This is a genomic window from Mesorhizobium sp. WSM3864, assembly GCF_002294955.1.
Taxonomy (GTDB): Bacteria; Pseudomonadota; Alphaproteobacteria; order Rhizobiales; family Rhizobiaceae; genus Mesorhizobium.
In genome coordinates this window covers 213,538-238,186 of sequence record NZ_NSGD01000005.1, presented here as the reverse complement: position 1 = coordinate 238,186, position 24,649 = coordinate 213,538, and the positions used below count along the sequence as shown (strand labels likewise).

Below are 24,649 nucleotides of genomic sequence, written 5' to 3'. Positions count from 1 at the left end.
AGTAAGGTAACATGCACAAACCATACCGAATACGGTGCAATCCCCGGCGGGGCGCTTGTGCCGGTGAACGTTAATGTTTGTATCCCAGACACACCGAACAAATCCTGTCTGGAATATGTCACTCGCACCGGAGGGCTGGCGGTCAGGTGTACCCCGCTGACTCGTAAGGCAACCACTACCGAAGGACGCGCCAGACAACTTGCGGGAAGCAAATACCCCTAGTTCCCGGCTCTCGTCGCCCCGGATGAACCGGCGATTAAAGGAACTGGCGCGGCGCATGCACCCGCAAAAGGCAGTGATAGCCAAGGCCAACGATGAGCGAAAACGGCGAGCTTATTATTTATCCTATGCCCAGCCTTGTCGCGACCTTGCTCAATCGAGAGAGAGCAAAGGGAAGCCCTTTGACAGAGGAAGAGGCGATCCAAATCCGCGATAGCTGTCCGGCGATTGCGCTCACTCGGGAGGACGCCAGGCGCATGGATGAATCGAGAGGCTACCTCGATATTGATCCAGAGAATTGCTGGGTAGAATGGCAGCGAGTTCGGTTGGAACTCGCCGACGACTAAGGCATTGCCCCTCTTGGTTTGTCAACCAGATCATCGCCGATGAATCACGGGTTCAAACCGTGAACAAAATCTGGCATGGTGCTTGCCATGCCTATCGTTTCCCCAATTCCCCTCAACCCGCTGATCGACGGCCGCCAGTCAGAACGCGCCATGCTTGTGCGGCGCGGCGTGCAGCGTCTGCTGACCCAAATGGGCGCGCATGTGCTGCCAGAACTGTCCCTGGCCACCGGCCGGCGCGCCGATCTTGTCGCGCTGACCCGGCAGGGCGACATCTGGATCATCGAGATCAAATCCTCGATCGAGGATTTCCGCGTCGACCGCAAATGGCCGGACTACCGGCTGCATGCCGACCGCTTCTTCTTCGCCACGCATCCCGGCGTGCCCGCGGAAATCTTTCCGCAGGAGTGCGGCTTCATCCTCTCCGACGGCTATGGCGCGGAGATCCTGCGCGAGGCGCCGGAGCACCGCATGGCCGCTGCGACGCGCAAGGCGCTGATGTTGCGCATCGCGCGTGCGGGCGCGGCGCGGCTGCTGGCGGCGGAGCTTGCCGGTGTTTCGGTGCCGGTGCTGGACGGCGAAAGCGAGTAGGACGCTATCTCGTCGTCGCTGGCCGCGGGCCGCGCAGCACCGGGCTACACTGCGCCGGGACCCAAAGCGCAGCCCCTACTCGACATTGACGTCCACGACGATCTTGTACGCGTTCCCATCAAAAGTGTGAACCGAGAAGGTCATCTGATCCTGCCCCTTGAACCCGGCAGCCGATTTGTAGACGCCTTTTATTCCGTCGACCTTCCGAGAATTGCATTTAAACCTCTGGTTGGTTTTCGCAAAAGATGTGTAAACCTTCCCTTCAACCAACCTAACTTCCCCATGGCTCGGCCCGGAGATGATTTTTACATCGTCCTTGCCGGCAGAAGAGCAGTCCACGTTCAGGCTCGCTCCCTTAAAGACGAGAATCTCCTGGCCAGTCAGTGCTGTTTTTTCGTAGCTCGACAGATGTGTGAACGCAGCCGCCGGAGAGAGCCCAAAGCCCAAAACCGCGACCGTTGCTATGACACTTGTTGTGCGACATACCATTATTGCTGACCCCTTAACCGAGTGAATTACCCCGCCGCTGTTTGACGGCACGCTGAAGCACGCTAGCATTCCAGCGATAGCTTCAACTCATCAAATTCAAGTCATCGGAAAGTAGTGGTTCGCCTTACAACGCTTCCATTGATCGACAAGACGGGTTCCCGCCGCTGCCCTACTCCACTTCTTCTTCGGCGCCACCCCGCGCCGGCGCCATCAGCAGCACCGCCGCGCCGACCAGCGCGGCGATCAGCGAGCCGGCGAGGATGCCGACCTTCACCGCGTCTTGAAGGGCGGCGTCATTGGCGAAGGCGAGTAGGCCGATGAACAGGCTCATGGTGAAGCCGATACCGCACAGAAACGAAATGCCCACCATGTGCAGCCAGCCGGCATTGGCCGGCAGGTCGGCGAGGCCGAGCCGGATGGCGAGACCCGAGGAGGCGAAGACGCCGACCAGCTTGCCGACGACGAGGCCGGCGGCGACGCCCAGCGTCAGAGGCTCGACCAGCGCGGCAACGCTCAAGCCGCCTAGCGAGACGCCGGCATTGGCGAAGCCGAAGATCGGGATGACGATGAAAGGCACGAGCTTGTGCAGGCCGTGCTCCAGCCGGTGCAGTGGCGAGTGTTCGACGTCGTGACCGATGCCGGGCGAACGCTCAAGCGGGATGGTCAGCGCCAGCGCCACGCCGGCAAGCGTCGCATGCACGCCCGATTTCAGCACCAGCACCCAAAGCAGCGCGCCCAGCACGAGATAGGGCAAGAGGTTCATCACCCGCATGCGGTTGAGTACGATCAATACGGCGATGACCGCGAAGGCGGCGCCGAGATAGGCGAGCGACAGGCCGCTGGTGTAGAACAGCGCGATGATGATGACGGCGCCGAGATCGTCGATGATGGCCAAAGCGGTAAGAAACACTTTCAGCGAGGCCGGCACGCGGCTGCCGAGCAGCGACAGCACGCCCAGCGCGAAGGCGATGTCGGTGGCGGTGGGGATCGCCCAGCCGGGAAGCGCCGCCTGGTTGTCGCGGTTGACCAACACATAGACCAGCGCCGGAAACACCATGCCGCCGGCCGCGGCGATGCCCGGCAGCACGCGGCGCGGCCAGGTTGAGAGATGACCGTCCAACATCTCGCGCTTGATCTCCAGCCCGACCAGGAGGAAGAACACCGCCATAAGCCCGTCATTGACCCAGTGCGAGACGCTGAGCGGCCCGAGATAGGCGTGGAGGGCGGCGAAATAGATTTCGGCGAGCGGCGAGTTTGCGACGATGAGCGCAAGGGCGGCGGCCGCCATCAGGATGATGCCGCCGGCCGCCTCGCCGTCGAGGAATTCGCGAAGCATCGATTTCGGCCGCTCGTCGCGCATGACCCCCTCCGTCACATGGCCCGTCGGCCGCTGTCCTTCGCGATGATGCTCAAACTTGCACGACCGGGCAAGCATTGGACCGGTCGGTCACCGTCGCCCTCCTTGCAAGCGCCGGCGCCTCCCCTCACCTGCCTGCCGGCATCCTCTCCCCGTATAGTGACGGGGAGAGGGGCGCTCTCGTCGATGATTTCGCCAATCGCCAGCGTTGCGAGGCGGGAGCCAGCGCTGCCTTCGACACCTGCCGTCGGCAGCACCGTACGCGTGTTTAAGCAGGTTACCGCGGCGCCCGCTTTGCCAGAATCCGCTGCAGGGTGCGCCGGTGCATGTTGAGCCGGCGCGCGGTCTCGGAGACGTTGCGGTCGCACATTTCGTAGACGCGCTGGATATGTTCCCAGCGCACGCGGTCGGCCGACATTGGGTTTTCCGGGGGTGCGGCCCGCTCGCCCGCTGTGCGGGTCAGCGCGGCAAATACGTCGTCGGCATCGGCGGGCTTCGACAGGTAGTCGACGGCGCCGAGCTTCACCGCCGTCACCGCGGTGGCGATGTTGCCGTAGCCGGTCAGGATGATGGTGCGGGAATCGTCGCGCTTCTCGCGGATGGCGGCGACCACGTCGAGGCCGTTGCCGTCGCCGAGCCGCATGTCGACCACCGCATAAGCCGGCGGGCGAGCGCGCGCCTTGGCGACCGCCTCTTCCACGCTTTCCGCCGTCTCGACCGCGAAGCCCCTGGTTTCCATGGCGCGGGCAAGCCGGGTGAGAAATGGCTTGTCGTCGTCGACGATCAGCAGCGAGGTGTCCTCGCCTTCTACCATTGCGCCGGTGGGTTCTTCTGCGCTCATTTGCGTCAGCATCCTACTGCCTTACTTTTACGCAGATACAATTCTGCAACTGCAATGTCCAATTTTTACAGCCGGCAACAAAGCTGCCATGCGCAAATGCATAGGCTCACGCATTGTCGAATGCGGTGCCAGGGGCATGCTCGGGATTGAGGAAGACGCCGCGGGGCCAGGTGATCTGCACCACCGCCCCCTCGCCGAGCCCGCTCGAATTGCGAAAATCGATCGTCGCGCCCGAGCGCTCCAGCAACGTCTTGGCGATGAAAAGCCCGAGCCCGAGGCCGCCGCCGGCCTCTGTCCCCTGGCGCGTCGACATATAGGGCTCGCCGATGCGGTCGATGATTTCCGGCGGGAAGCCCGGCCCGTCGTCGATGATGGAGAAGGAGACCTCCTCATTGTCCCAGTTCCAGCTGACGGTGACCGTGTCCTTGGCGAAGTCGACGGCGTTCTCGACCAGATTGCCGAGCCCGTAGATGACGCCCGGGCTGCGCTGCCCGACCGGCTCCGGGCCGATGCGCTCGCCGGGGCGCAGCCGGATCGAGATGCCGAAGTCGCGGTGCGGCGCCGTCACTTCCTCGACCAGCGAGGTCAGCGGCAGGCGCGAAAGATGCGCCTCGCCTTCCGAGGACAGGCTGGTCAGCCGCTTCAGGATCTCGCGGCAACGCTCGCTTTGCGAGCGCAGCAGCTTCACGTCCTCGCTGAATTTCGGATCTTCGCCCAGCGCCTTTTCCATTTCCTTGGCGACGACGGTGATCGTGGCCAAAGGCGTGCCGAGCTCATGCGCGGCCGCCGCCGCGAGGCCGTCGAGCGCCGAAAGATGCTGCTCGCGCTGCAGCACCAGCTCGGTGGCGGCGAGCGCGTTGGCGAGCAGGCGTGCCTCGGCCGCGACGCGGAAGGCATAAATCGCGGTGAAGGCGATCGAGGCGAACACCGCCATCCACATGCCGGCGACATAGATGAAGGGCATCGACAGCGGCGCGCCCTCGTACCAGGGCAGCGGCAGATGGAAGAACACAAGCAGCGTGGCCGCCGCGATAACCAGCGCGCCGAGCACCGCGGTGAGGCGCAGCGGCAGTGATGCGGCGGAAATGACGACGGGCACCGAGAGCAGGACCGAAAACGGATTGGTCAGGCCGCCGGTCATATAGAGCAGGCCGGCAAGCTGCAGGCTGTCGATGGTGAGGATGACGAAGGCCGAGAGCGGGGTCAGCCGATGCGCCGCGGGATAGCGGAAGGTGAGCCAGAGGTTCATCCAGGCCGAGCAGGCGATCAGCGCGAAGCACAGCGAGACCGGAAGCGGGAATTTCAGCCCGTAGGCGACGACGAGCACCGCGATGCTCTGGCCGACGATGGCCAGCCAGCGCAGGCGGATCAGCGTGTTGAGCCGCAGCCGCTGGCTCTGCTGGGAATCGGGCGCGCGCAGAATATTGATCATCGACTTACGATTATAGCCGCAGGAGGGTGAGCGCTAGTAGCGCTGTGACGGCGACTTGACCCGTCAGCGGCCGTTGTTTCGGTTCACCATCATGAGCGCTTGATGATTGGACGAGGCCCCTCGCGATTTCGTCATCCACGGGCGGAGCGACGCGAAGCGGAGCGCAGACCCGAGGATCCATCCCGTGACTTCGAAGCTTTGCGATGGTTCAGAATTCTGTTCCGCTGCATTTTTACGGTCAAGCTAACGGAATGGATCCTCGGGTCTGCGCGTCGCTTCGCTCCTTGCTCCGCCCGTGGATGACGAAGTGATGGGCGTTTGCGCCAATCGCCAACGCGCGTTGCCCACTAACGCGAATGGCCCGCCGAAAGCGGCACGAACCTATGTCCCGCGCGGCTTGGCGCGGCTGGTGGCGGCCGCCAGCAGCGGGTTTTCCGGCCAGACATGCTTAGGATAGCGACCGCGCATATCGGTGCGCACATCCGCCCACGAGCCGCGCCAGAAGCCGGGCAGATCGCGCGTCGTCTGGATCGGGCGATGCGCCGGCGACAACAGCTCCAGAGTCAGCGGCACCGTACCGCCCGCGACCGAAGGATGGCGATCGAGGCCGAACAGCTCCTGCACGCGGATCGCCAGCACCGGCCATTCGCCATCATAGCGGATCGGCACATGGCTGCCCGAGGGCGCGTCGAAATGGGTCGGCGCCAGCGCGTCGACTTTGCGCTGCAGATCGTGTGGGACCAGGGACATCAGGCCTGCTGCAAGCGCCGCCGGCCTGATCGCCGCGAAGGAGGCATCGCCGCCAAGGAAAGGCAGCAGCCAGTCGTCGAGACGGCCGAGAAGCGCCTGGTCCGAGACGTCGGGCCACGGCGCGCCGAGGCCGCGATAGAGCCAGCCGAGCCGCTGGCGCAGCGTTTCCGCCTCCTTGCCCCAGTCGAGCAGCGACAGGCCGTGCTCGCGCAGGGCGTCCAGCATGGCCCGATCGGCCTCGGCACCGGAAGGTGCGGGCAGCATGCGCTCGGAAAGGGTGATGGCGCCGAGCCGCGCCGTCTCGCGCACGCGCACGGCGCGGCGCTCGCGGTCGAAACTCGTCTCGCGCTTCGTCTCGATGCGGTCGGCAAGCGCGGTGCGGATAACCGCCTCGTCGACGGGCGCGGCGGCGGTGATACGGGCATTCTGCGCCTTGCCCTGCAGATCGGCGACGACCAGCCAGCTCTCGCCGGCAAGCGGATCGGCGGCGTCGACCATCGCGCCGGAACCGTTGGCGAGCACGAAGCGGCCGCGCTCGCCGCGGGCTCTGGCGACACGATCCGGCCAGGCATGGATCAGCAAGGCACCGGGCGCGGCTGGCGTGTCTGCCCTTGCCCCGCCTGCCTGCTTGGCCAGGCGTGCGGCAAGTTGCCGGGCGGCATCGGCGCGCGGCGATTTTTCGGCGCGGAAGCGGATCAGCCGCCGTTCGAGGTCGGCGCTGTCGCCGCCAAGCCCGCGCTCCGTCAAAAGCACGGCAAGCATCGCCGCTTCCTGCGCCTGCCCGATCTCAGCCGCTTCCGCCACCATGTGCGCGAGCCGCACCGGCAGGGCAAGCTTGCGCATCGCCGCGCCCGCCTCCGTCAAGCGGCCGGCGTCATCGATTGCATGCAGCGCTTTGAGCAAGACCCTCGCTTCGTTGAGCGCCGGCGCCGGCGGCGGGTCGAGGAAGGACAGGCTCGACGGATCGGCGACGCCGAAAGCGGCGCAGTCGAGCAACATGCCGGAAAGGTCAGCCTCGAGGATTTCCGGCGGTGTGAAGGCGGGCAGCGCCGCCGTCTGCTCGGCACGCCACAGTCGGATGGCGACGCCCGGCTGCGTTCGTCCGGCGCGGCCGGCCCGCTGATCGGCGGAAGCCTTGCTGACGCGCACCGTCTCCAGCCGGGTCAGGCCGCTTGCCGGCTCGTAGCGCGGCAGGCGCGACAGGCCGCAATCGATGACGACGCGCACGCCGTCGATGGTGATCGAGGTCTCGGCGATCGAGGTCGCCAGCACCACTTTACGGCGGCCAGGCGACGCCGGCTTGATCGCGGCATCCTGCGCCCTGTTGTCCAACTGGCCATAGAGCGGAACGATGTCGGTATCGGCACCGAGGCGATCTTCTAGCCGCTCTGCGGTGCGCTCGATCTCGCGCTGTCCGGGCAGGAAAGCGAGCACGCTGCCCTGCTCGGCGGCTAAAGCCGAGCGAACCGCCTTGGCCATCGCGTCCTCGACCGCCATGCCGGCCGGCCGCTCGTCATAGCGGATGTCGACCGGGAAGGCGCGGCCCTCGCTTTCGATCACCGGCGCCCCCGCCAGTAGTTTTGCGACGCGCGCGCCGTCGAGCGTCGCCGACATCACCAGCAGGCGCAGATCCGGCCGCAACGCGCCCTGAACATCGAGCGCCAGCGCGAGGCCGAAATCGCCGTCGAGCGAACGCTCGTGGAATTCATCGAAGATTACCGCCGCAACGCCGGGCAGTTCGGGATCGTCGAGGATCATGCGCGACAGCACGCCTTCGGTGACGACGAGGATCTTTGTCCGCGGCGAAGTGCGGTTCTCCATGCGCATCGCATAGCCGACTGTACCGCCCGGCTCCTCGCCGACAAGCTCGGCCATGCGGCGGGCGGCGGCGCGGGCCGCCAGCCGGCGCGGCTCCAGCAGCACGATCCTGCTTTCGCCGAGCCAGGGCGCGTCGAGCAGCGCCAGCGGCACCAGCGTCGTCTTGCCGGCACCGGGCGGCGCCACCAGCACGGCGCTGTTGCGCCCGGCGAGCGCCTCGCCGAGCACCGGCAGCACGGCGGATACCGGGAGTTCCGGCAAAATTCCTCTGTTCATGGCGTCCGCATATCAGCGGCCACGGTGAGCGCGCAACCTGTCCCGGAATTGCCTAAAGCCTGGTGCGCGTGAACTGGTTCCAGCGCACGGTGCCCAGCCGTACCTCCTCGCGAACCATGGTCAGCAGGCCCGAGGCGCCGAGCACCGCAAGGCCGGCCATCGTCAGCAGGTCGGGATCTTCCCGGAAGAACAACGAGCCCAGCACCACCGCCCAGACGATCTGTGAATAATGCGTCGGCGCGATCCGGTTGGCGGGCGCGTATTTGGCCGCGAGAAGCTGCAACAGCTGACCGCCGGCGGTGAAGGCGCCGGCCATGACCAGCCAGATCAGCTGATTGGCATCCGGCAAGGTGAACGACGTTGCCGCCACACCGAGGCCATTGAAGAGCAGGCCATAGCCGACAAGCACGCCGAGCATCGTCGTGCGCTTCTCCTGCTGCGCCAGCGACCGCATCAGGATGACGCTGGTGGCGGCAAGAAAGGCGATGGCAAAGGCCGCGAGGTGGCCGAGATGAAGTTCGCGGAAACCCGGCCTGACGACCAGCATGACGCCGGCAAAGCCGGCGACCACGGCGAGCCATCGCCACGGCCCAACCTTCTCCTTCAGGATGAGAGTGGAGAGGATGGTGACGAACAACGGCGCCAGGAAAATCAACGCGTAGACTTCCGCCAGCGGAATGGTGGTGAAGGCATAGACGCTGAGCACGCCCGATGCGATGCCTGCCCAGGCGCGGGCCTGCACGGCCCAGGGCCGGCTGGTGCGCCAGAAGTCGCGCCAGCGCTCATCGGCAGGCCTTGTGAAGAACAGGAAACAGCCGGCAAACAAGGTTACGAAGAAGCCGATCTCGAAGACGGTGAACTGCCCGCCCAGGCTCTTGATGACGGCATCGCTCCACGAATAGCTTGCATAGGCGACGAGGGCGAGCAGGATTCCGTTCGGCACGTTCCATATCCGGGAGAAAAGAAGTGAAGATACTGGCGCTGGGGGCTCATCCCGACGATATCGAGATATTCATGTTCGGTACGCTGGCCGCCTATGCCGCGCTAGGCGCAGAGCTGACTTTTGCGATAGCCACGGACGGCGCCAAGGGCGGCAACGGCGATCCGGCCGCGCTTGTCAAAGCGCGGCGCGAGGAAGCGACCGAGGCGGCCACCCTGCTCGGCGTCACACCGCGTTTCCTCGGTTTCCCCGACGGGGCGCTGGTTGCGGATGCCGCATTGATCGACACACTCAAGGCGCTGATCGGCGAGGTGCAACCGGACCTCGCGATCACTCATGCGCCGAACGACTATCACGGCGACCACCGCGCGCTGTCGGACGGCGTGCGCATCGCGGCGTCCTTCGAGGTACCGGTGCTGCATGCCGACACGCTGGGCGGCACAGGTTTCTCGCCGACGCATTACGTCGACATTTCCAGCCACTGGGACCTCAAGGGGCAGGCGATTCTCGCGCATCGCTCACAGGGGCCCGAGCATTATCTCAACGGTGCACGCATGCAGAACGCGTTCCGCGCCGGCCAATGCAACGGCGCGCCCGGCGCGCTGGCCGAGGCGTTTCGGTTCGAGCCCGTCTTCCCCTTTGCCGACATCCGCGAGCTGCTGCCTCCGGCGCCGCGGATCCGGCCGGTCACGGTGGGCCCGAAGAGCGTCAAGTAGCCGGCTGAAGCTACGAGCCGCCAAGGCACCGACACATATTTCCCAACGATTTCAAGCACCGCCTTCGTCATGCTGCGGCGCAGCAACGAATTCGCTTGCGTTGTTTAGTAAAAAGAGCATCACTAAACAAATTACTAAACATCGGCGGCGCGACGCGCGCCATGTTCAGGCCCTCGGAGGAGCGAGGTTGAGGCTTTTGAAACCGTCATCCGGACGCGTTTCGCAAATGGGAGGTAAGGCATGAAATCGACCTTGAAACTGGCGTTGGGACTGGCCTCGGCGGCACTCGCGTCGACCGCCGTCTCTAACGCGGCGCATGCGGAAGACCTGACGCTTTGCTGGGCGGCCTGGGATCCGGCCAACGCGCTCGTGGAATTGTCCAAGGACTTCACCAAGGAAACCGGCATCGGCATGAAGTTCGAATTCGTGCCGTGGACCAACTATGCCGACCGCTTCCTCAATGAGCTCAACTCACACGGCAAGCTCTGCGACCTGATCATCGGCGACAGCCAGTGGATCGGCGGCGCGGCCGAGAACGGTCATTACGTCAAGCTGAACGACTTCTTCGACAAGGAGAAGATCAGCATGGACGACTTCGTGCCGGCGACCGTCGTCGGCTATTCCGAATGGCCGAAGAACACGCCGAACTACTGGGCGCTGCCGGCCATGGGCGACGTGGTCGGCTGGACCTATCGCAAGGACTGGTTCTCGCGGCCGGAACTGCAGAAGGAGTTCAAGGAGAAGTATGGCTGGGACCTCGCCCCGCCGACGACCTTCGACCAGCTGAGGCAGATCGCCGAGTTCTTCCAGAAGCGGCAGATCGACGGCAAGACCGTCTATGGCGCCTCGATCTACACCGAGCGCGGCTCCGAAGGCATCACCATGGGCGCCATGGACGTGCTTTACAGCTACGGCTTCCAGTACGAGAACCCGAAGAAGCCCTATGAGATGGACGGCTTCGTCAATTCCGAGAAATCGGTGAAGGGGCTGGAATTCTACAAGGCGCTCTATGATTGCTGCACACCGCCCGGCGCTTCCAACAGCTACATGGGCGAAGGCGTCGATGCCTTCAAATCCGGCCAGGTGGCGATGCACATGAACTTCGCCTTCACCTGGCCCGGCCTGCAGAAGGACGAGAATGTCGGCGGCGACAAGATCGGTTACTTCGCCAATCCGAAAGGTCCCGACGGCGACCAGTTCGCGCAGCTCGGCGGCCAGGGCATCTCGGTGGTTTCCTACTCCGACAAGCAGGAATCGGCGCTGAAATACATCAAGTGGTTCGCCAACAAGGACGTGCAGGCCAAGTGGTGGTCGCTCGGCGGCTATTCCTGCCTGAACTCCGTCGTCAAGGATCCGAAGTTCCCGTCCAGCCAGCCCTATGCGCAGGCCTTCCTCGACTCCATGGCGATCGTGAAGGACTTCTGGGCAGAGCCGAGCTACGCGCCGCTGCTGCAGGCCTCGCAGAAGCGCTTCCACGACTATGTCGTCGCCGGCCAGGGCTCGGCCAAGGATGCGCTCGACGGCCTCGTTAAGGACTGGACGCAGATCTTCCAGGACGACGGCAAGATGTAAGGCTCCTCCCGAGCAGGTGCGTCCCGTGCCGCGTTGGCACGGGACGCAGTTCAGATAAATTTCATCGCCGAGGCTGACCAGTGACCGATGCAGGACTAACCATGCTCAATCGGACTGCGGACAACGCTGCACGGGCCACACCCGAGCCGTTGGCCAGGAAGATCCGGGGCATCAGCGACAAGGGCCTCGCCTGGCTGTTCATTTCGCCGACGATCCTTCTGCTTTTAGCCATCAACATCTTCCCGCTGTTCTGGGCGATCTACCTCTCCTTCACCAATTACCGCGCCAACCGCCCGAACGAAGTGGTCAAGAATCTCGGGCTTTCCAACTACAGGCGCATCCTCGGCGACCAGGATATCTGGATCGCCATGCAGACGACGGCGCATTTCGTCTTCTGGACCATCCTGCTGCAGACGGTGATCGGCTTCACGCTCGCCTGGCTGATCGACCGGAAATTCCGCGGCCACGCCTTCTGGACCACGATCATCCTGGTGCCGATGATGCTGTCCCCGGCGGTGGTCGGCAATTTCTGGCGCTTCCTCTACGAGCCGCAGATCGGACTGTTCGCCTACGCCGTCTCATTCCTCACCGGCATCCCGCCGACGAATGTCCAGATGCTGTCCAACGTCGAGCTGGCGCCATGGGCGATCATCATCGTCGACACCTGGATGTGGACGCCTTACGTGATGCTGATTTGCCTCGCCGGTCTGCGTTCCATCCCAGAATACATTTATGAAGCGGCCGAGGTCGACCGCGCCTCCAACTGGCGGCAGTTCTGGTCGATCACCCTGCCGATGGCGCTGCCCTTCATCATGCTGGCGGTGCTGTTCCGCGGCATCGAGAACTTCAAGATGTTCGATATGGTCAACCTGCTCACTGGCGGCGGGCCGGGCTCGACCACCGAGGTCGCCTCGATCACACTGAAGCGGCAGGCCTTCGAAAGCTGGCGCACCGGCTATTCCTCGGCTTTCGCCATCGTCCTGTTCGTCGCGGTGTTCGGCCTAGCCAACATCTACGTCAAGGCACTCAACAAGGTGAAGCAGAGATGAGCCTGACCGCCGCCCATTCCGTCGTCGCACCTTCGACGAATTCGAAGCGGATCGCCGGCGTGCTCGTCGTCGGCTACGCGCTGATCTCGATCGTGCCGCTCTTGTGGATCTTCGCCACCAGCTTCAAGACGCCGCCGGATTCGATTGCCTATCCGCCGAAGATCGTCTTCCAGCCGAGCATCGAAGGCTACTGCAACCTGTTCACGACCCGCACCAGGCAGACGCCGGAATACATCAACGCGCTCGGACCGGCGACCGGCTTCTGCGATGAGACGGTGCGCAAGCGCAACATGGTGATCGCCGGCCCGTCGAACTTCCTGCCGCGCTTCGTCAACTCGCTGATCATCGCCTTCGGCTCGACCTTCTGCGCGGTGTTCCTCGGCACGCTCTCGGCCTACGGCTTCTCGCGCTTCAAGGTGCCTTTGGCAGACGACCTCCTGTTCTTCATCCTGTCGACGCGCATGATGCCGCCGATCGCCGTCGCGATCCCGATCTACCTGATGTACCGCGAGCTCGGCCTCTCCGACACCGCGCTCGGCATGATCCTGCTCTACACCGCGGTCAATGTCTCGCTGGCGGTCTGGCTGCTCAAGGGCTTCATCGACGAGATCCCGCGCGAATACGAAGAAGCGGCGATGATCGACGGCTATACGCGGCTGCAGGCCTTCTGGCGCACGGTGCTGCCGCAGGCGACCACCGGCATTGCCGCGACCGCCATCTTCTGCCTGATCTTTGCCTGGAACGAATATGCGTTCGCCGCGCTTCTGACCTCCGGCACGGCGCAGACGGCGCCGCCCTTCATCCCGACCATCATCGGCGAAGGCGGCCAGGACTGGCCGGCGGTCGCCGCCGGCACGACGATATTCCTGGTGCCGATCCTGGTCTTCACCATCCTGCTCCGCAAGCAATTGCTGCGCGGCATTACCTTCGGCGCGGTGCGCAAATGAGCACGACCCAGCCTGCAAAACGCAAATCGCGTTGGCCCGTCTGGGCAAGACGCGGCCTGATGGAAAACATCGCCACCGCGATCATCGCCATCGGCTTTTTGATGCTGTTCCAGCCTTTCGCGCTGTCGCTCTACAGCTATTCCTTCGTCACCATGCTCGCCGGCACCGCCATGTTCATCGTCGTCTCGAAATTCCCGGAATAAAAATGGCCGAGATCCGTGTTCAGAACCTGAGGAAGGCCTTCGGCGAGTTCGTCGCCGTGCAGGATTCCAATTTCGTCGTCGAGGATGGCGAGTTCTTCGTCATGCTCGGGCCGTCGGGCTGCGGCAAGACGACGACGCTCCGCATGATCGCCGGTCTCGAACTGCCCACCGGCGGCAAGATCCTGCTCGGCGGCGAGGACGTCACCATGCGCCGGGCGCGCGAGCGTGACATCGCCTTCGTCTTCCAGCTCTTCGCGCTCTATCCGCATATGAATGTGCGCAAGAACATCGGCTTCCCGCTCTTGGCGCAAGGCATGGCGTCGGCCGAGATCCGCACGCGCGTCGAGGAGACCGCGAAGCTGCTGCGCATCGACCACCTGCTCGACAAGTCGGTCTCCGGTCTTGCCGGCGGCGACCGCCAACGCGTCGCGCTCGGCCGCGCCATCGTCAGGCGACCGAAATGTTTCCTGATGGATGAGCCGCTTGGAACCCTGGACACCGAGTTCCGCGATTTGATGGTGCATGAGCTGCGCGAGCTGCACAACCGCATCCACGCCACCACCGTCTATGTCACGCACGACCAGATGGAAGCGATGTCCATGGCCGACAAGATAGCGGTGATGAACCACGGCGTCATCGAGCAGTTCGGCAGCCCGCGCGAGATTTACGACCGGCCGGCCACGATGTTCGTCGCCGATTTCATCGGCTCGCCGCCGATGAACTTCTTGCGCTTCGGCGGTGGGCTCGCGAAGGGTGCGAAGGAGATCGTCGTGCAGGGCGCCAGGGTGACGGTCCCGGAAGTGCGCGAGGATATTGCGCCGGCCGACATGGCGCTTGGCATCCGCCCCGAGCACATCCGCTTCGATGATGCTTCGAAGCTGCGCGGCGCGATCTACGGCACCGAATATCTCGGCACCACGCAGATCGTCGCGGTGGAGACGGCTGACGGCATCATCAAGGCCCGGGTGCCGGCCGGAATCCATCTAAATACGGGCGAACAGGTAGGGCTGGCATTGAGCAGCGCGCGGCTGTCGCTGTTCGAGAAAGGCACTGGACGCGCGGTGAAAACCGCCATGTACGATCAGGCAGTGGAGGCGCGCCATGGCTGACGTGCAGATTCAGGGTGTGACCAAGAGCTTCGGCGAGACAGTCGCGGTCAGCGATCTCGACCTGCAGATCAAGGACGGCGAGTTCGTCGTGCTGCTCGGCCCGACCGGCGCCGGCAAGACGACGACGCTCAGGCTGATCGCAGGGCTCGAGCGGCCGGACAGCGGCACGATCCAGATCGGCGGCCACGATGCGACGGGGCTGTCGCCGGCCGAGCGCGACACGGCCTTCGTCTTCCAGCAATATTCGCTCTACCCGCATCTTTCGGTCTTCGACAACCTCGCCTTCCCGCTGCGCTCGCCGGCGCGGCGTTTTCCGGAGGAAGCAATCCGCCGCCGCATCGAGGAAGTCGCGCGGATGGTGCGCATCGACCACAAGCTCAACAACCGCTCGACCAGGCTTTCGGGCGGCGAGATGCAACGCGTCGCCATCGGCCGCGCGCTGGTGCGAAAACCCTCGATCTATCTGATGGACGAGCCGCTGTCCTCGCTCGACGCCAAGCTGCGCGCCGATCTCAGGCTCGAGCTGAAGCGCATCCAGTCCGAGCTCGGCGCCACCATGCTCTACGTCACGCATGACCAGATCGAGGCGATGACCATGGCCGACCGCATCGGCATCCTCTCCGAGGGCGTGCTGGTGCAGATCGGCACGCCGCGCGCGATCTATTCTGAGCCGGCAAACCTTCATGTCGCGGCCCGCCTCGGCCAGCCGGCGATCAACCTTCTGCCGGCAGGGTTGCTGCCCGACGCGGCCGCGCCCACCGGTACGACGACGATCGGCGCGCGCACCGAACATCTCGCGATCGAAAAGGCGGCGAACGGCCATGCCGACGGCGTCGTCGACTGGGTCGAGCATCTCGGCGACCAGAACCATCTGCATGTCACGGTGGGCGCCAAGAAGCTGGTGACGCTGACCGATCCCGACACGCCGCTCGCAAAGGGGGACAGAGTGACGATCCGCTATCGCTCGCCGCTTTATTTTGGTTCGGACGGTCAAAGATTGATGTAGCCGGCGCACCCGCACTTTTTTGACGACCGCAGATACGACTGGACGAAATCCATGAAGCACTTTTTCAACCGCAAGGACTCGATCGTTACCGAAGCGCTGGACGGTTTTCTGGCCACTACCGGCTCTGGTGCGCTGGCGCGGCTCGACGGCTATCCGGAGATCAAGGTCGTGCTGCGCGCCGACTGGGACAAGGCGAAGGTGAGCGTCGTTTCCGGCGGTGGCGCGGGGCATGAGCCGTCGCATGCGGGCTTCGTCGGCGCCGGCATGCTGACGGCGGCAGTCTCCGGCGAGATCTTCGCTTCGCCGAGTGTCGAAGCGGTGCTGGCGGCGATCCGCGCGACGACCGGGCCGGCCGGCTGCCTGCTGATCGTCAAGAACTACACCGGCGACCGCCTCAATTTCGGCCTCGCCGCAGAAAAGGCCCGCGCCGAGGGCTTCGCGGTCGACATGGTGATTGTCGGCGACGACATCGCGCTGCCCGATATCGCGCAGCCGCGCGGCGTCGCCGGCACGCTGTTCGTGCACAAGGTCGCCGGACATCTTGCCGAATCCGGCCATGACCTGGCCTCGGTCGCGGCGGCAGCGCGGGCGGCGGCGAAGGATATTGTTTCGCTCGGCATCTCGCTCTCCTCCTGCTCGATCCCGGGCCAGACCCACGAGGACCGCTTCGGCGCCGGCGATGGCGAGCTCGGCCTCGGCATCCATGGCGAGCCGGGCGTGGAGCGCATAACCCTGCAGAGCGCCAGTGCGCTCGTGTCCATCATGGCCGAGCGCCTCGCGGCCCGGCTCGATGCCGGCAGCCGCTATGCGCTCCTGATCAACAATCTCGGATCCGTTCCGCCGCTCGAAATGTCGTTGATCGCCAATGCCGTGCTGACCTCACCGCTGGCAAAGGCGGTGACGCTGACGATCGGTCCCGGACATCTGATGACCGCGCTCAACATGAACGGGTTTTCGCTGTCGCTGATCAGGCTCGAGGCGGAGCGCGAGGCGGCGCTGCTGGCGCCGGTCGGCCCGCATGCCTGGCTGCCGGCCAGGCCGGTTCGCCCGCCGGTCGTGGTGGCCACAGCCCAGCCGGCAGGTCGCGACATCGCCAAGGCGGCCAGCCGTGACGCCGGCGCCGAGCGGCTGATTGCTGCGGTCTGCGAGAAGCTGATCTCGCTCGAGGAGGCTCTGAATGGCCTCGACGCCAAAGCCGGCGACGGCGACACCGGATCGACGGTGGCGACCGGCGCACGCAGCGTGCTCGACCGCGTCGACACGCTGCCGCTTGCGGACAAGGCCGCAACTCTCGCCACAATCGGCGATACATTGGGAACTTCTATGGGCGGTTCCAGCGGCGTGCTTTTGTCGATCTTCTTCACGGCTGCCGCGCAGTCGCTCAACGGCGGCGCGCCGCTCAGCAAGGCGCTGCTCGCCGGCCTTGACCGCATGACCTTCTACGGCGGCGCGAAGCTCGGCGACCGCACAATGGTCGACGCCCTGGAGCCGGCTCTGAAGGCGCTCGACACGAACGGGCTGGAGGCGGCTGCTTCGGCCGCGCGGAGCGGCGCGCAGGCGACGGCGGCGATGCAGAAGGCGAAGGCCGGTCGCTCGGCCTATATCGGCCGCCAGCTTGACATAGCGGATCCGGGCGCGTTTGCAGTTGCCGAGGCGTTCGCGGCCGTGGTGGCCATGTTCGCCCCGGCATGAAGGACAGGCGATGGCCGCATCCGATTTCTCACAATTGATCGCGGCGACTGCGGATACGATCGCGGCGCATGCCGACGAGCTGACCGCGCTCGACCAGGCGATCGGCGACGGCGACCATGGGCTGAACATGAAGCGCGGCTTCGATGCGGTGCGTGCCGAAAAGGCCGCAATCGCGGCAAAACCGCTGCCGGACGCGCTGACCGCGGTCGGCACCAAGCTGGTGATGACCGTCGGTGGAGCCTCCGGCCCCTTGTTCGGTACTCTGTTCATGGCGCTCGGCAAGGAACTGTCCGCCACGCCCGACCGCGCCGCGCTGACAGCGGCGCTGGGTAAGGCGATCGAGGCGGTTTCGGCGCGCGGCAAATCGCAGCCGGGGCAAAAAACGATGCTCGACGTGCTGCAGCCGGTGTATGAGGCACTGGCGCAGGGCAAGACGGCTGGCGCAATCGCAGACGCCGCCGACAGGGCGGCCGAGGCCACCGTGCCGATGAAGGCCTTGCGTGGGCGCGCCTCTTTCCTGGGGGAGCGCTCGATCGGGCATATGGACGCCGGGGCGCGCTCGACCGCGCTCTTGGTGCGCGCAGTCGCTGAAGCAATCGAGGGTTCTTGATGAGCAATGTCGGTATCGTCATCGTCTCGCATTCGCCGCTGGTCGCCGAAGGCACGGCCGACATGGTGCGCCAGATGGTGGGCGACGAAGTGCCGCTTGCATGGTGCGGCGGAAACGGCCATGGCGGGCTGGGCACCAGCGTCGAGGCGATCATGGGCGCGATCGAAAAGGCATGGTCGGAAGCGGGCGTCGCCATCCTGGTCGATCTCGGCGGCGCCGAGACCAACAGCGAGATGGCGGTGGAAATGATCGGAGAGCCGCGCTCCCGCAGAATAGTCGTCTGCAATGCGCCGATCGTCGAGGGCGCGGTGATGGCGGCGACGGAATCTTCCGGGGGTGCCTCGCTCAAGGAAGTGGTGGCGACGGCGCATGAATTGTCGCCGTCGTGAGTGAACGGGAATCGACTGAATGTCCGCATCCGCCGAAGCCACGGTTCTGATCACCCACGAGGTGGGCCTGCACGCGCGCCCTTCGGTGAAGTTCACCAAGCTCGCCAAGTCGTTCGCGGCCGAGGTGGAGGTGGCAGTCGCCGCCAACGGCCCCTGGTTCGATGCCAAGAGCATCGTCAAGGTCATGGCGGCCAAGGCGCCGAAAGGAACCGTGCTGCACATAAGGGCGCGAGGCGACGGCGCAAGCAACGCGGTCGAAGCGCTGGTCGGCCTGGTGCAGCGCGACTTCGACGAGGATGCGGATCATGCCCGCTCCGCTTGAGCCGGGTCTGCCGCCCTCTCAGTCCGCAAGGAATGCGGGCCATGCGGATTGAGGGCATCCCTGCCTCTCCCGGCTACGCCGAAGGGCCGCTGTTCAACCTCGACCGTCCACCGGCTGCTTATGTGGCCAAGGCGAGCGAGGCGGAGGAGAAAGCAGCGCTGAAGGCGGCCATCGGCAAGGCGGTGAGCCGGCTGACCTCGCTTGTCGAGACGGCCGATGGCGATGCCGCCGGCATCCTCGAATTCCACATCGCCATGCTGGAGGACGTCGCGCTGAGCGCGCCCGCCTTCGCGGCGCTCGGCTCCGGAGAGCCGGCCGACGCTGCCTGGCGGCAAGCACTGGATGCCGAGATCGCCGGCTATGAGGCGTCCGACCAGGACTATTTCCGGGCACGCGCCGCGGACTTGCGCGATGTTCGCGACCAAGTGCTGCGTGCTTTAAGCGAAGACAGTGAAGCCGCGGCGCCCCCGGGGTCCATCCTCTATGGCAACGATATCGCGCCGACGCGTTTCCTCGAAACCGACTGGAGCAGAGGCGGCGGCATCGCGCTCGAGGCCGGCAGCACCGCCAGCCATGTTGCCATGCTGGCACGCTCGCGCGGCGTGCCGATGGTGGTGGGGCTTGGTGCCTTTGCGGACGAGCCCACCGGAAACGCGCTGCTCGACGCCGAGCATGGCGGCATCGTGCTCTCGCCCTCGCCGAAGGAGATCGAGGCGTTCCGGCAATCATCATGCTCCTTCGCGGCGCGACAAGGCCAAGCGCAGACTTTTCTCGCCCAGCCGGCGGCAACCAAGGCCGGCACGTCGGTGCGGGTGCAGGTAAACATTGCCTACCCTTCCGATGTCGACGGCATCGACATTGCGACCTGTGATGGCGTCGGGCTCATGCGCACCGAATTCCTGTTCGGCAAGGCGCTGCCGGACGAGGAGACACAGTACCAAGCCTACCGCAAGGTGCTGGAATGGGCCGGAGAAAAACCGGTGACCATCCGCACCATCGATGCCGGCGGCGACAAGCCGATCCCCGACTTCACCGTCGAGGAGACCAACCCGTTTCTCGGCCTGCGCGGTATCAGGCTGTCGCTGGCGCGGAGCGACATCTTCCGGGTGCAAATCCGGGCATTGCTGCGCGCCGCCGTCCACGGCAATCTGAAGGTGATGTTTCCGATGATCGCCAGGGCCGAAGAGCACAGGCAGGCCGCCGCGTTGTTTGCGGAGGAGGAGGCCGCTCTCGCGTCGCGCGGTGTTGCGCACAAGCTGCCGCCGCTGGGCATCATGGTCGAGGTCCCTTCGGTGGCCATCGCGCCGGAGGCTTTTGCCGACGTTGCCTTCTTCTCGATCGGCTCCAACGACCTGACGCAATATGTGATGGCAGCCGCGCGTGACAACGCCGCCGTTGCACATCTCAACGCTGTCCGCCATCCGGCTGTGATGCGGCTGATCACTTCGGTCGCGGCCTTCGGGCGCGAGAAAGGAATTCCGGTCAGCCTCTGCGGCGATGCCGGCGGCGATCCGGCCGCCATTCCGGCGCTGATTGAGGCTGGCCTGCGCGACCTATCGGTGGCTCCGGCGCAACTCGCCATGGCCAAGGCGGCCATAGCGGACGTTCCGGTGTAAGCACAGCATGGCCAAGCCTGCCAAAATACAAGAAGCCGGCGCGGAAGACGCGATCCGCGCGTATAAGACCATCCTGTCGCAAGTCATCGACCAGCGGCCTTCCGGCATGCGCCAGCGACTTGCCGATGCGCTCGGCAAGCATCGCAGTTTCGTCACGCAAATCTCCAGCCCGGCCTATTCGATCCCCATCCCGTCGAAGCATTTGCCGGCTATCTTTTCCGTCTGCCATTTCAGCCCGGCCGAGCGCGACCAGTTCCTGGCCGCCTATCACCAGGCGCATCCGGGCAAGCTGCCGGCGGCTTCGGGTCAGCGCAAGACGCGCCACGTCTCGCTCATCGTGCCGGATTTCGGCGACGACAAGCAGAACGCAGCGCTCGACCGAGCGATCAACGAATTCATCCAGAAGATCACCAGCATCGCCGGCAGGGGCAGCGGCTGAGCGAGGACCTATTCGGGAGGACTGCCATGAAGAAGTTTCTGAATTCGGTGGACACGGTCCTCACCGAAAGCCTTGATGGCTTCGTCGCCGCGCATTCCGACATCCTCGCGTTCGGCGACGAGCACAAATTCGTTCGCCGCAAGACGCTGAAACCGGGCAAGGTGGCGCTGATCTCGGGTGGCGGCTCCGGCCACGAGCCGCTGCATGGCGGGCTGGTTGGCCACGGCATGCTCGACGCCGCCTGCCCCGGCCAGGTCTTCACCTCGCCGACGCCCGACCAGATGCTCGCGGCCGCGCAAGCCGTCGACACCGGCGCCGGCTGCCTGTTCATCGTCAAAAATTATGAAGGCGACGTGATGAATTTCGACATGGCCGCCGAAATGTCGGACGGCGTTCTGCAGGTGGTGACCAATGACGACGTCGCGGTCGAGAATTCGTCCTACACCACCGGTCGGCGCGGCGTGGCCGGCACGCTGGTGGTGGAGAAGATCGTCGGCGCCGCGGCCGAGCAAGGCATGCCACTGCCCGAGCTCAAGGCGCTGGGCGACCGCGTCAACGCCTCGACGCGCTCGATGGGCGTGGCGCTGACCAGTTGCACGGTGCCGGCTGCGGGCAGGCCGACCTTCGACATTGGCGACAACGAGATGGAATTCGGCGTCGGCATCCATGGCGAGCCCGGCCGGCGGCGCGATGAGCTGAAGAGTGCCGACGCCATCGCCGAGGAGATCTGCACGGCAATCCTCGGCGATCTTGGTGACCGCGCCTGGGGACCGGCGCTGCTTTTCGTCAACGGCTTCGGCGGCACGCCATCGATGGAGCTTTATCTGATGTACAACAGCGCGCGAAAAATCTTCGAGAAGAGAGGCGTGACGGTAACCCGCTCGCTGGTCGGCTCCTATGTCACCTCGCTCGACATGGCAGGCTGCTCGATCACGCTGACGATGCTCGAGGATGAGACGACGGCGCTTTGGGACGCTCCGGTGCACACGGCGGCGCTGCGCTGGGGGATGTAGCGTCGCGCGGGCTTTTCTGCGACCATGGTCGCCTGTTGTTCGCGATATTGCCCGGTTGATGCTGCTCCCGCTTTCACCTGCCGAAGAAAAGCTGCTGCTCAAATTTGCCGATCCGGAGGCGCCGTCCGAGCGGGGCGGGGCCCTCTCGGCAAGCAGCCTCATTGCGCTGCTCGCCAATGCCGAGTTCCACGGCGTGCTGCCGATCATGCTGCGCAAGCTTCGGGAAATCGGCGAGGCCGATCTGCCGAACGATGCCGCCCTGCGGCAAAAACTCTCCGGGCTTCGCGATCAGGCTACACTGGCGACCGGGCAGTCGATGCTGCTGCAATATCACGGCGACCGCATCATGAAGGCCTTGGCCGCGAAAGGCGTTGCGGCTCGCATCGTCAAGGGCCCGGTGTTCGCGCGCAAGCTTTATCGCCATGCTGCCGATCGGCCGTTCACCGACATCGACATCCTTGTCGATCCGGCCAGCATCGGCGAGGCCAACAACGTGATCGCCGAATGCGGCTTCACGCTTGCCAGCGGCGAGGCCGAATCGCATGAGTTGCAGGAGTTCAAGTGGCTGGAGAAGGAGAACTCCAGTCTGCTGATCGAGCTGCACGGCAATCTGGTGCATGACACCGGCATGCGGCGGCGCCTGTCGCTCGGCTTCCGCGAGCTGCAGATCATTGACGGCGGCGAGGCCGACACGCCGGCGTCGCTGCTCACCATCGCCATCGTTCATGCCGCCGGAGGCCACAAATTCCACCGGCTGCAGCTCTGTATCGACGTGCTGCAAGGTGTGCGCGCTCTGCAATCGCCGGAAGCCGAAGCGCGCCTTCTCGAAGCCGCGCGTATGACCGGCATCGAACTCGAGCTGGCGACCGTGCTCAATGTGACCGGGCGGCTGTTCGACGAGCCGCGCGCGATCGCCCTTGCCAACCGCATCAAGCCCGATCTGTCGATACGGCTCGCCAAATGGCTGATCACCGGCAACATGCTGCTCAGGGTCAATTCGCGGGACAAGATGCGCTCGCGCATTAGCCGCGACGCCTTCCGCTGGGTCCAGCGGCTTGCCCGGCCAAGGCCCTATCCGGCCTGAAGGCCCGTTTGGAGATCTACTCCTCCACCGCGCCGCGGATCAGCCCCGCCGCATCGGCCGGGCTTGAGCCGACTTCCAGAGTGAAAGTGGGGACGGCCCTGACCAGTGCCGCGATCGACGCCATCCGCCGTTGCTGCATCGGCAACAGGCCGGTCAGGCCGGTCCTGACATTGTCGGTGGCAAGCGCGACCATCGCATCGGTCCTGGCCAAGCGCGTGAGCCGGGTGTGGCCGTCGGTCGAGCGCGCCAGATGCAGCAGCGCCGAGACCGGCCTGGGACGGACGTCCTCGATGCGAACGATCTCGGCGAGACGCTCCAGCGAGACGGCCTGCTCGCCCTCGGCGTCCCATCTGTCGCCAAGGCAGGGCGAGAGGAATGGCAGCATCGCCGCGGTGTTGCGATGGATTTTCACCTTACGCGGCATGCCCCAGGCCAGGGTGCCTTCAGATGTTGCGCCGAGGATCATCACATCGTCCGAGCATAGGCCGAAGCCCTGCGATGCCAGCGCCATTGAAGTCGTCGACTTGCCGGTGCCGCTTGGCGCATGGATCAGCACGAGCGCCCCACTATCGGGCAGCGTCAGACCGGCGGTATGGAGCATGTACTGCCCGCCGGAATCGAGCGCGGCATCCAGCACCATCATCAGCAGCGTCCATTTGACCTTGCTGTCGGGATGAACGCGGATTTCGGCCAAGCCCTCGTCGGCACGGATCGAGGCCGTCTGGAGGCCGGGAAAGACCAGATGGACGACGTCGCCGGCGTCGATGATACGGCAATGGCCGTCCAGCGGCACTTCGCCGTCGAAGGCGAGCTTCCCCTCCGGGTTTTCGGGCAGCGCCGACGTTTCGAGGATATCGATGCGAAAGCCGGGTTCGACCGCTTCATTGACGCGCAATGTGCCGAGCATCAGATCGAAGCTCGGCCAGAGCTCGGCGCGCTCTGCCGATATGCCGATGACCTGGCCGTTGAGGTCATAGCAAACGGTGTCTGCGGCGCCGGTCAAGCGGCGCGCGCCTTCACGCTGCCGCCGGGATGGCGATAGATTTCAACCATGTCGGGAAGGCTGTCGCTGACCACCGGCTTGCCGTCGAGGCAAACCCAGCAATGCGCCGAAAGGCGCGGCTCATGCATCGATTTGGCATCGACACCGAAATGGAGGTCGGGGTCGAAACCCGCCATCCGCAGGAAGCGGAAACCGAGCAGCCCTTCCCTCAGGCATCTGCGATCACGCATCACCCAGGGATGCCGAACCGTGCGGTTGACGCGGCTGACGACGTAGCTCCATGGCAGGCCACGATAGGGTGTGGGCAATTGCAGCGGCGCCAATTTCAGCACGCTTTCGAAATCGCGCCGGGCGACCAGTACCGGTATCAGCCGGGCGCTGAGCCACAGATGAGTGCGGAACAGGGCGCGCAGGAACGGTCCGCCGGCCATCACGCGCCCGGGTCGGCAAGGATGCCTTCGGCCACCAGCTCGGCGGCCAGCGCCGTCATATCGTCGCCGAGCGTCGCCTTGTCGACCTCGAATTCTTCCGACAGCAGATCGACGATGTGGTCGAGGCTGCGGGCGCCGTCGACCTTGTCGAGGAACGCTTCGGTGGTGCCGTTGCAGGTGTAAAGCTGGCCGCTGCGCGCCAGAAGCACCACGGCGCCGTCGCCGACATGCTGCACGGAGGCGTCGTCCGCCATCCGCAGAACCGTTTCAAAGGCGATTCCAGCCATACGCCCGCTCCCTATGCCGAACTGCAATTAGCGCGGCATGCCGTCGCTGTCCATTGCCAAGCGGGCAACGCTGCGTGTCAGACGGCCGGCCTATCGGGCCACTC

General features: G+C 65.0%; 26 protein-coding genes. 17 read left to right on the top strand and 9 right to left on the bottom strand.

The window, feature by feature from the left end:
- Positions 1–314 precede the first annotated feature (314 nt).
- Positions 315–566, top strand: a complete 252-nt coding sequence (locus tag CK215_RS13885) for a hypothetical protein (protein ID WP_095831232.1) — start codon at positions 315–317, stop codon at positions 564–566.
- Between the two features lie 87 nt (positions 567–653).
- Entirely contained in the window at positions 654–1,154 is a 501-nt protein-coding gene (locus CK215_RS13880; RefSeq protein ID WP_170950297.1) for an MmcB family DNA repair protein, read from the top strand.
- A gap of 75 nt (positions 1,155–1,229) precedes the next feature.
- Here the strand turns inward: CK215_RS13880 and CK215_RS13875 are convergent, their stop codons facing one another.
- The 6 genes from CK215_RS13875 to CK215_RS13845 form a co-directional block, all read right to left on the bottom strand.
- Entirely contained in the window at positions 1,230–1,694 is a 465-nt protein-coding gene (locus tag CK215_RS13875) for a hypothetical protein (RefSeq protein WP_245299809.1), read from the bottom strand.
- Positions 1,695–1,812: 118 nt separating this feature from the next.
- Positions 1,813–3,003: a Na+/H+ antiporter NhaA gene (gene nhaA, locus CK215_RS13870; RefSeq protein ID WP_095831336.1), complete on the bottom strand. Its 1,191-nt coding sequence runs from the start codon at positions 3,001–3,003 to the stop codon at positions 1,813–1,815.
- A gap of 274 nt (positions 3,004–3,277) precedes the next feature.
- On the bottom strand, positions 3,278–3,841 hold the full coding sequence (locus tag CK215_RS13860; protein ID WP_040974834.1) for an ActR/PrrA/RegA family redox response regulator transcription factor: 564 nt from the start codon (positions 3,839–3,841) through the stop codon (positions 3,278–3,280).
- A gap of 106 nt (positions 3,842–3,947) precedes the next feature.
- Positions 3,948–5,273, bottom strand: a complete 1,326-nt coding sequence (locus tag CK215_RS13855) for an ActS/PrrB/RegB family redox-sensitive histidine kinase (protein WP_095777048.1) — start codon at positions 5,271–5,273, stop codon at positions 3,948–3,950.
- Positions 5,274–5,654: 381 nt separating this feature from the next.
- Complete coding sequence (gene hrpB / locus CK215_RS13850) at positions 5,655–8,117, bottom strand: ATP-dependent helicase HrpB (RefSeq protein ID WP_095831230.1); 2,463 nt, start codon at positions 8,115–8,117, stop codon at positions 5,655–5,657.
- Between the two features lie 52 nt (positions 8,118–8,169).
- Positions 8,170–9,060, bottom strand: a complete 891-nt coding sequence (locus CK215_RS13845; RefSeq protein ID WP_095831229.1) for a DMT family transporter — start codon at positions 9,058–9,060, stop codon at positions 8,170–8,172.
- Between the two features lie 23 nt (positions 9,061–9,083).
- Here CK215_RS13845 and CK215_RS13840 point away from each other — a divergent pair, with 23 nt between their 5' ends.
- From CK215_RS13840 to CK215_RS13770, 15 genes are all read left to right on the top strand, one after another.
- Positions 9,084–9,773, top strand: coding sequence for a PIG-L deacetylase family protein (locus tag CK215_RS13840; protein WP_067003507.1), 690 nt, complete (start codon positions 9,084–9,086; stop codon positions 9,771–9,773).
- A 240-nt stretch (positions 9,774–10,013) separates the two neighbouring features.
- Entirely contained in the window at positions 10,014–11,345 is a 1,332-nt protein-coding gene (locus CK215_RS13835; RefSeq protein ID WP_095782297.1) for an extracellular solute-binding protein, read from the top strand.
- Positions 11,346–11,446: 101 nt separating this feature from the next.
- Entirely contained in the window at positions 11,447–12,394 is a 948-nt protein-coding gene (locus CK215_RS13830) for a sugar ABC transporter permease (RefSeq protein ID WP_095831228.1), read from the top strand.
- Positions 12,391–13,341, top strand: coding sequence for a carbohydrate ABC transporter permease (locus CK215_RS13825; protein ID WP_067003501.1), 951 nt, complete (start codon positions 12,391–12,393; stop codon positions 13,339–13,341). Before CK215_RS13830 ends, CK215_RS13825 begins: the two co-directional genes overlap by 4 nt.
- Positions 13,338–13,544, top strand: coding sequence for a hypothetical protein (locus CK215_RS13820; RefSeq protein ID WP_095831227.1), 207 nt, complete (start codon positions 13,338–13,340; stop codon positions 13,542–13,544). Before CK215_RS13825 ends, CK215_RS13820 begins: the two co-directional genes overlap by 4 nt.
- 2 nt (positions 13,545–13,546) lie before the next feature.
- The gene (locus CK215_RS13815) at positions 13,547–14,653 is read left to right on the top strand and encodes an ABC transporter ATP-binding protein (RefSeq protein WP_095828104.1); all 1,107 of its coding nucleotides are present in this window, start codon (positions 13,547–13,549) and stop codon (positions 14,651–14,653) included.
- On the top strand, positions 14,646–15,659 hold the full coding sequence (locus CK215_RS13810) for an ABC transporter ATP-binding protein (protein ID WP_095831226.1): 1,014 nt from the start codon (positions 14,646–14,648) through the stop codon (positions 15,657–15,659). Before CK215_RS13815 ends, CK215_RS13810 begins: the two co-directional genes overlap by 8 nt.
- 51 nt (positions 15,660–15,710) lie before the next feature.
- Positions 15,711–17,351 carry a dihydroxyacetone kinase subunit DhaK gene (locus tag CK215_RS13805; protein ID WP_095831225.1) on the top strand — a complete coding sequence of 547 codons (1,641 nt, stop codon included), beginning with the start codon at positions 15,711–15,713 and terminating at the stop codon, positions 17,349–17,351.
- A 10-nt stretch (positions 17,352–17,361) separates the two neighbouring features.
- Positions 17,362–17,961: a dihydroxyacetone kinase subunit DhaL gene (gene dhaL / locus CK215_RS13800; RefSeq protein WP_067003491.1), complete on the top strand. Its 600-nt coding sequence runs from the start codon at positions 17,362–17,364 to the stop codon at positions 17,959–17,961.
- On the top strand, positions 17,961–18,350 hold the full coding sequence (gene dhaM, locus CK215_RS13795) for a dihydroxyacetone kinase phosphoryl donor subunit DhaM (protein WP_067003489.1): 390 nt from the start codon (positions 17,961–17,963) through the stop codon (positions 18,348–18,350). Before dhaL ends, dhaM begins: the two co-directional genes overlap by 1 nt.
- Positions 18,351–18,369: 19 nt before the next feature.
- Positions 18,370–18,672 (top strand): HPr family phosphocarrier protein, encoded by a 303-nt coding sequence (locus tag CK215_RS13790; protein WP_067003487.1) that lies wholly within the window; start codon positions 18,370–18,372, stop codon positions 18,670–18,672.
- 41 nt (positions 18,673–18,713) lie between these two features.
- Positions 18,714–20,288 carry a phosphoenolpyruvate--protein phosphotransferase gene (gene ptsP / locus CK215_RS13785; protein WP_170950296.1) on the top strand — a complete coding sequence of 525 codons (1,575 nt, stop codon included), beginning with the start codon at positions 18,714–18,716 and terminating at the stop codon, positions 20,286–20,288.
- 7 nt (positions 20,289–20,295) lie between these two features.
- Entirely contained in the window at positions 20,296–20,727 is a 432-nt protein-coding gene (locus CK215_RS13780; RefSeq protein WP_095782290.1) for a hypothetical protein, read from the top strand.
- A gap of 26 nt (positions 20,728–20,753) precedes the next feature.
- Complete coding sequence (gene dhaK, locus CK215_RS13775; RefSeq protein WP_095782289.1) at positions 20,754–21,740, top strand: dihydroxyacetone kinase subunit DhaK; 987 nt, start codon at positions 20,754–20,756, stop codon at positions 21,738–21,740.
- 58 nt (positions 21,741–21,798) lie between these two features.
- A complete protein-coding gene (locus CK215_RS13770) occupies positions 21,799–22,824 on the top strand; it encodes a nucleotidyltransferase family protein (RefSeq protein ID WP_095831223.1) in 1,026 nt (341 codons plus the stop codon).
- Positions 22,825–22,840: 16 nt separating this feature from the next.
- Here CK215_RS13770 and CK215_RS13765 read toward each other — a convergent pair whose 3' ends face one another.
- The 3 genes from CK215_RS13765 to CK215_RS13755 are packed head-to-tail and all read right to left on the bottom strand — an operon-like array spanning position 22,841 to position 24,545.
- Positions 22,841–23,827: a serine kinase gene (locus CK215_RS13765; RefSeq protein WP_095831222.1), complete on the bottom strand. Its 987-nt coding sequence runs from the start codon at positions 23,825–23,827 to the stop codon at positions 22,841–22,843.
- Entirely contained in the window at positions 23,824–24,258 is a 435-nt protein-coding gene (locus tag CK215_RS13760; protein ID WP_095831221.1) for a lasso peptide biosynthesis B2 protein, read from the bottom strand. The genes CK215_RS13765 and CK215_RS13760 overlap by 4 nt, the downstream gene beginning before the upstream one ends.
- Entirely contained in the window at positions 24,258–24,545 is a 288-nt protein-coding gene (locus tag CK215_RS13755) for a PqqD family protein (RefSeq protein WP_095831220.1), read from the bottom strand. The genes CK215_RS13760 and CK215_RS13755 overlap by 1 nt, the downstream gene beginning before the upstream one ends.
- Positions 24,546–24,649 lie beyond the last annotated feature (104 nt).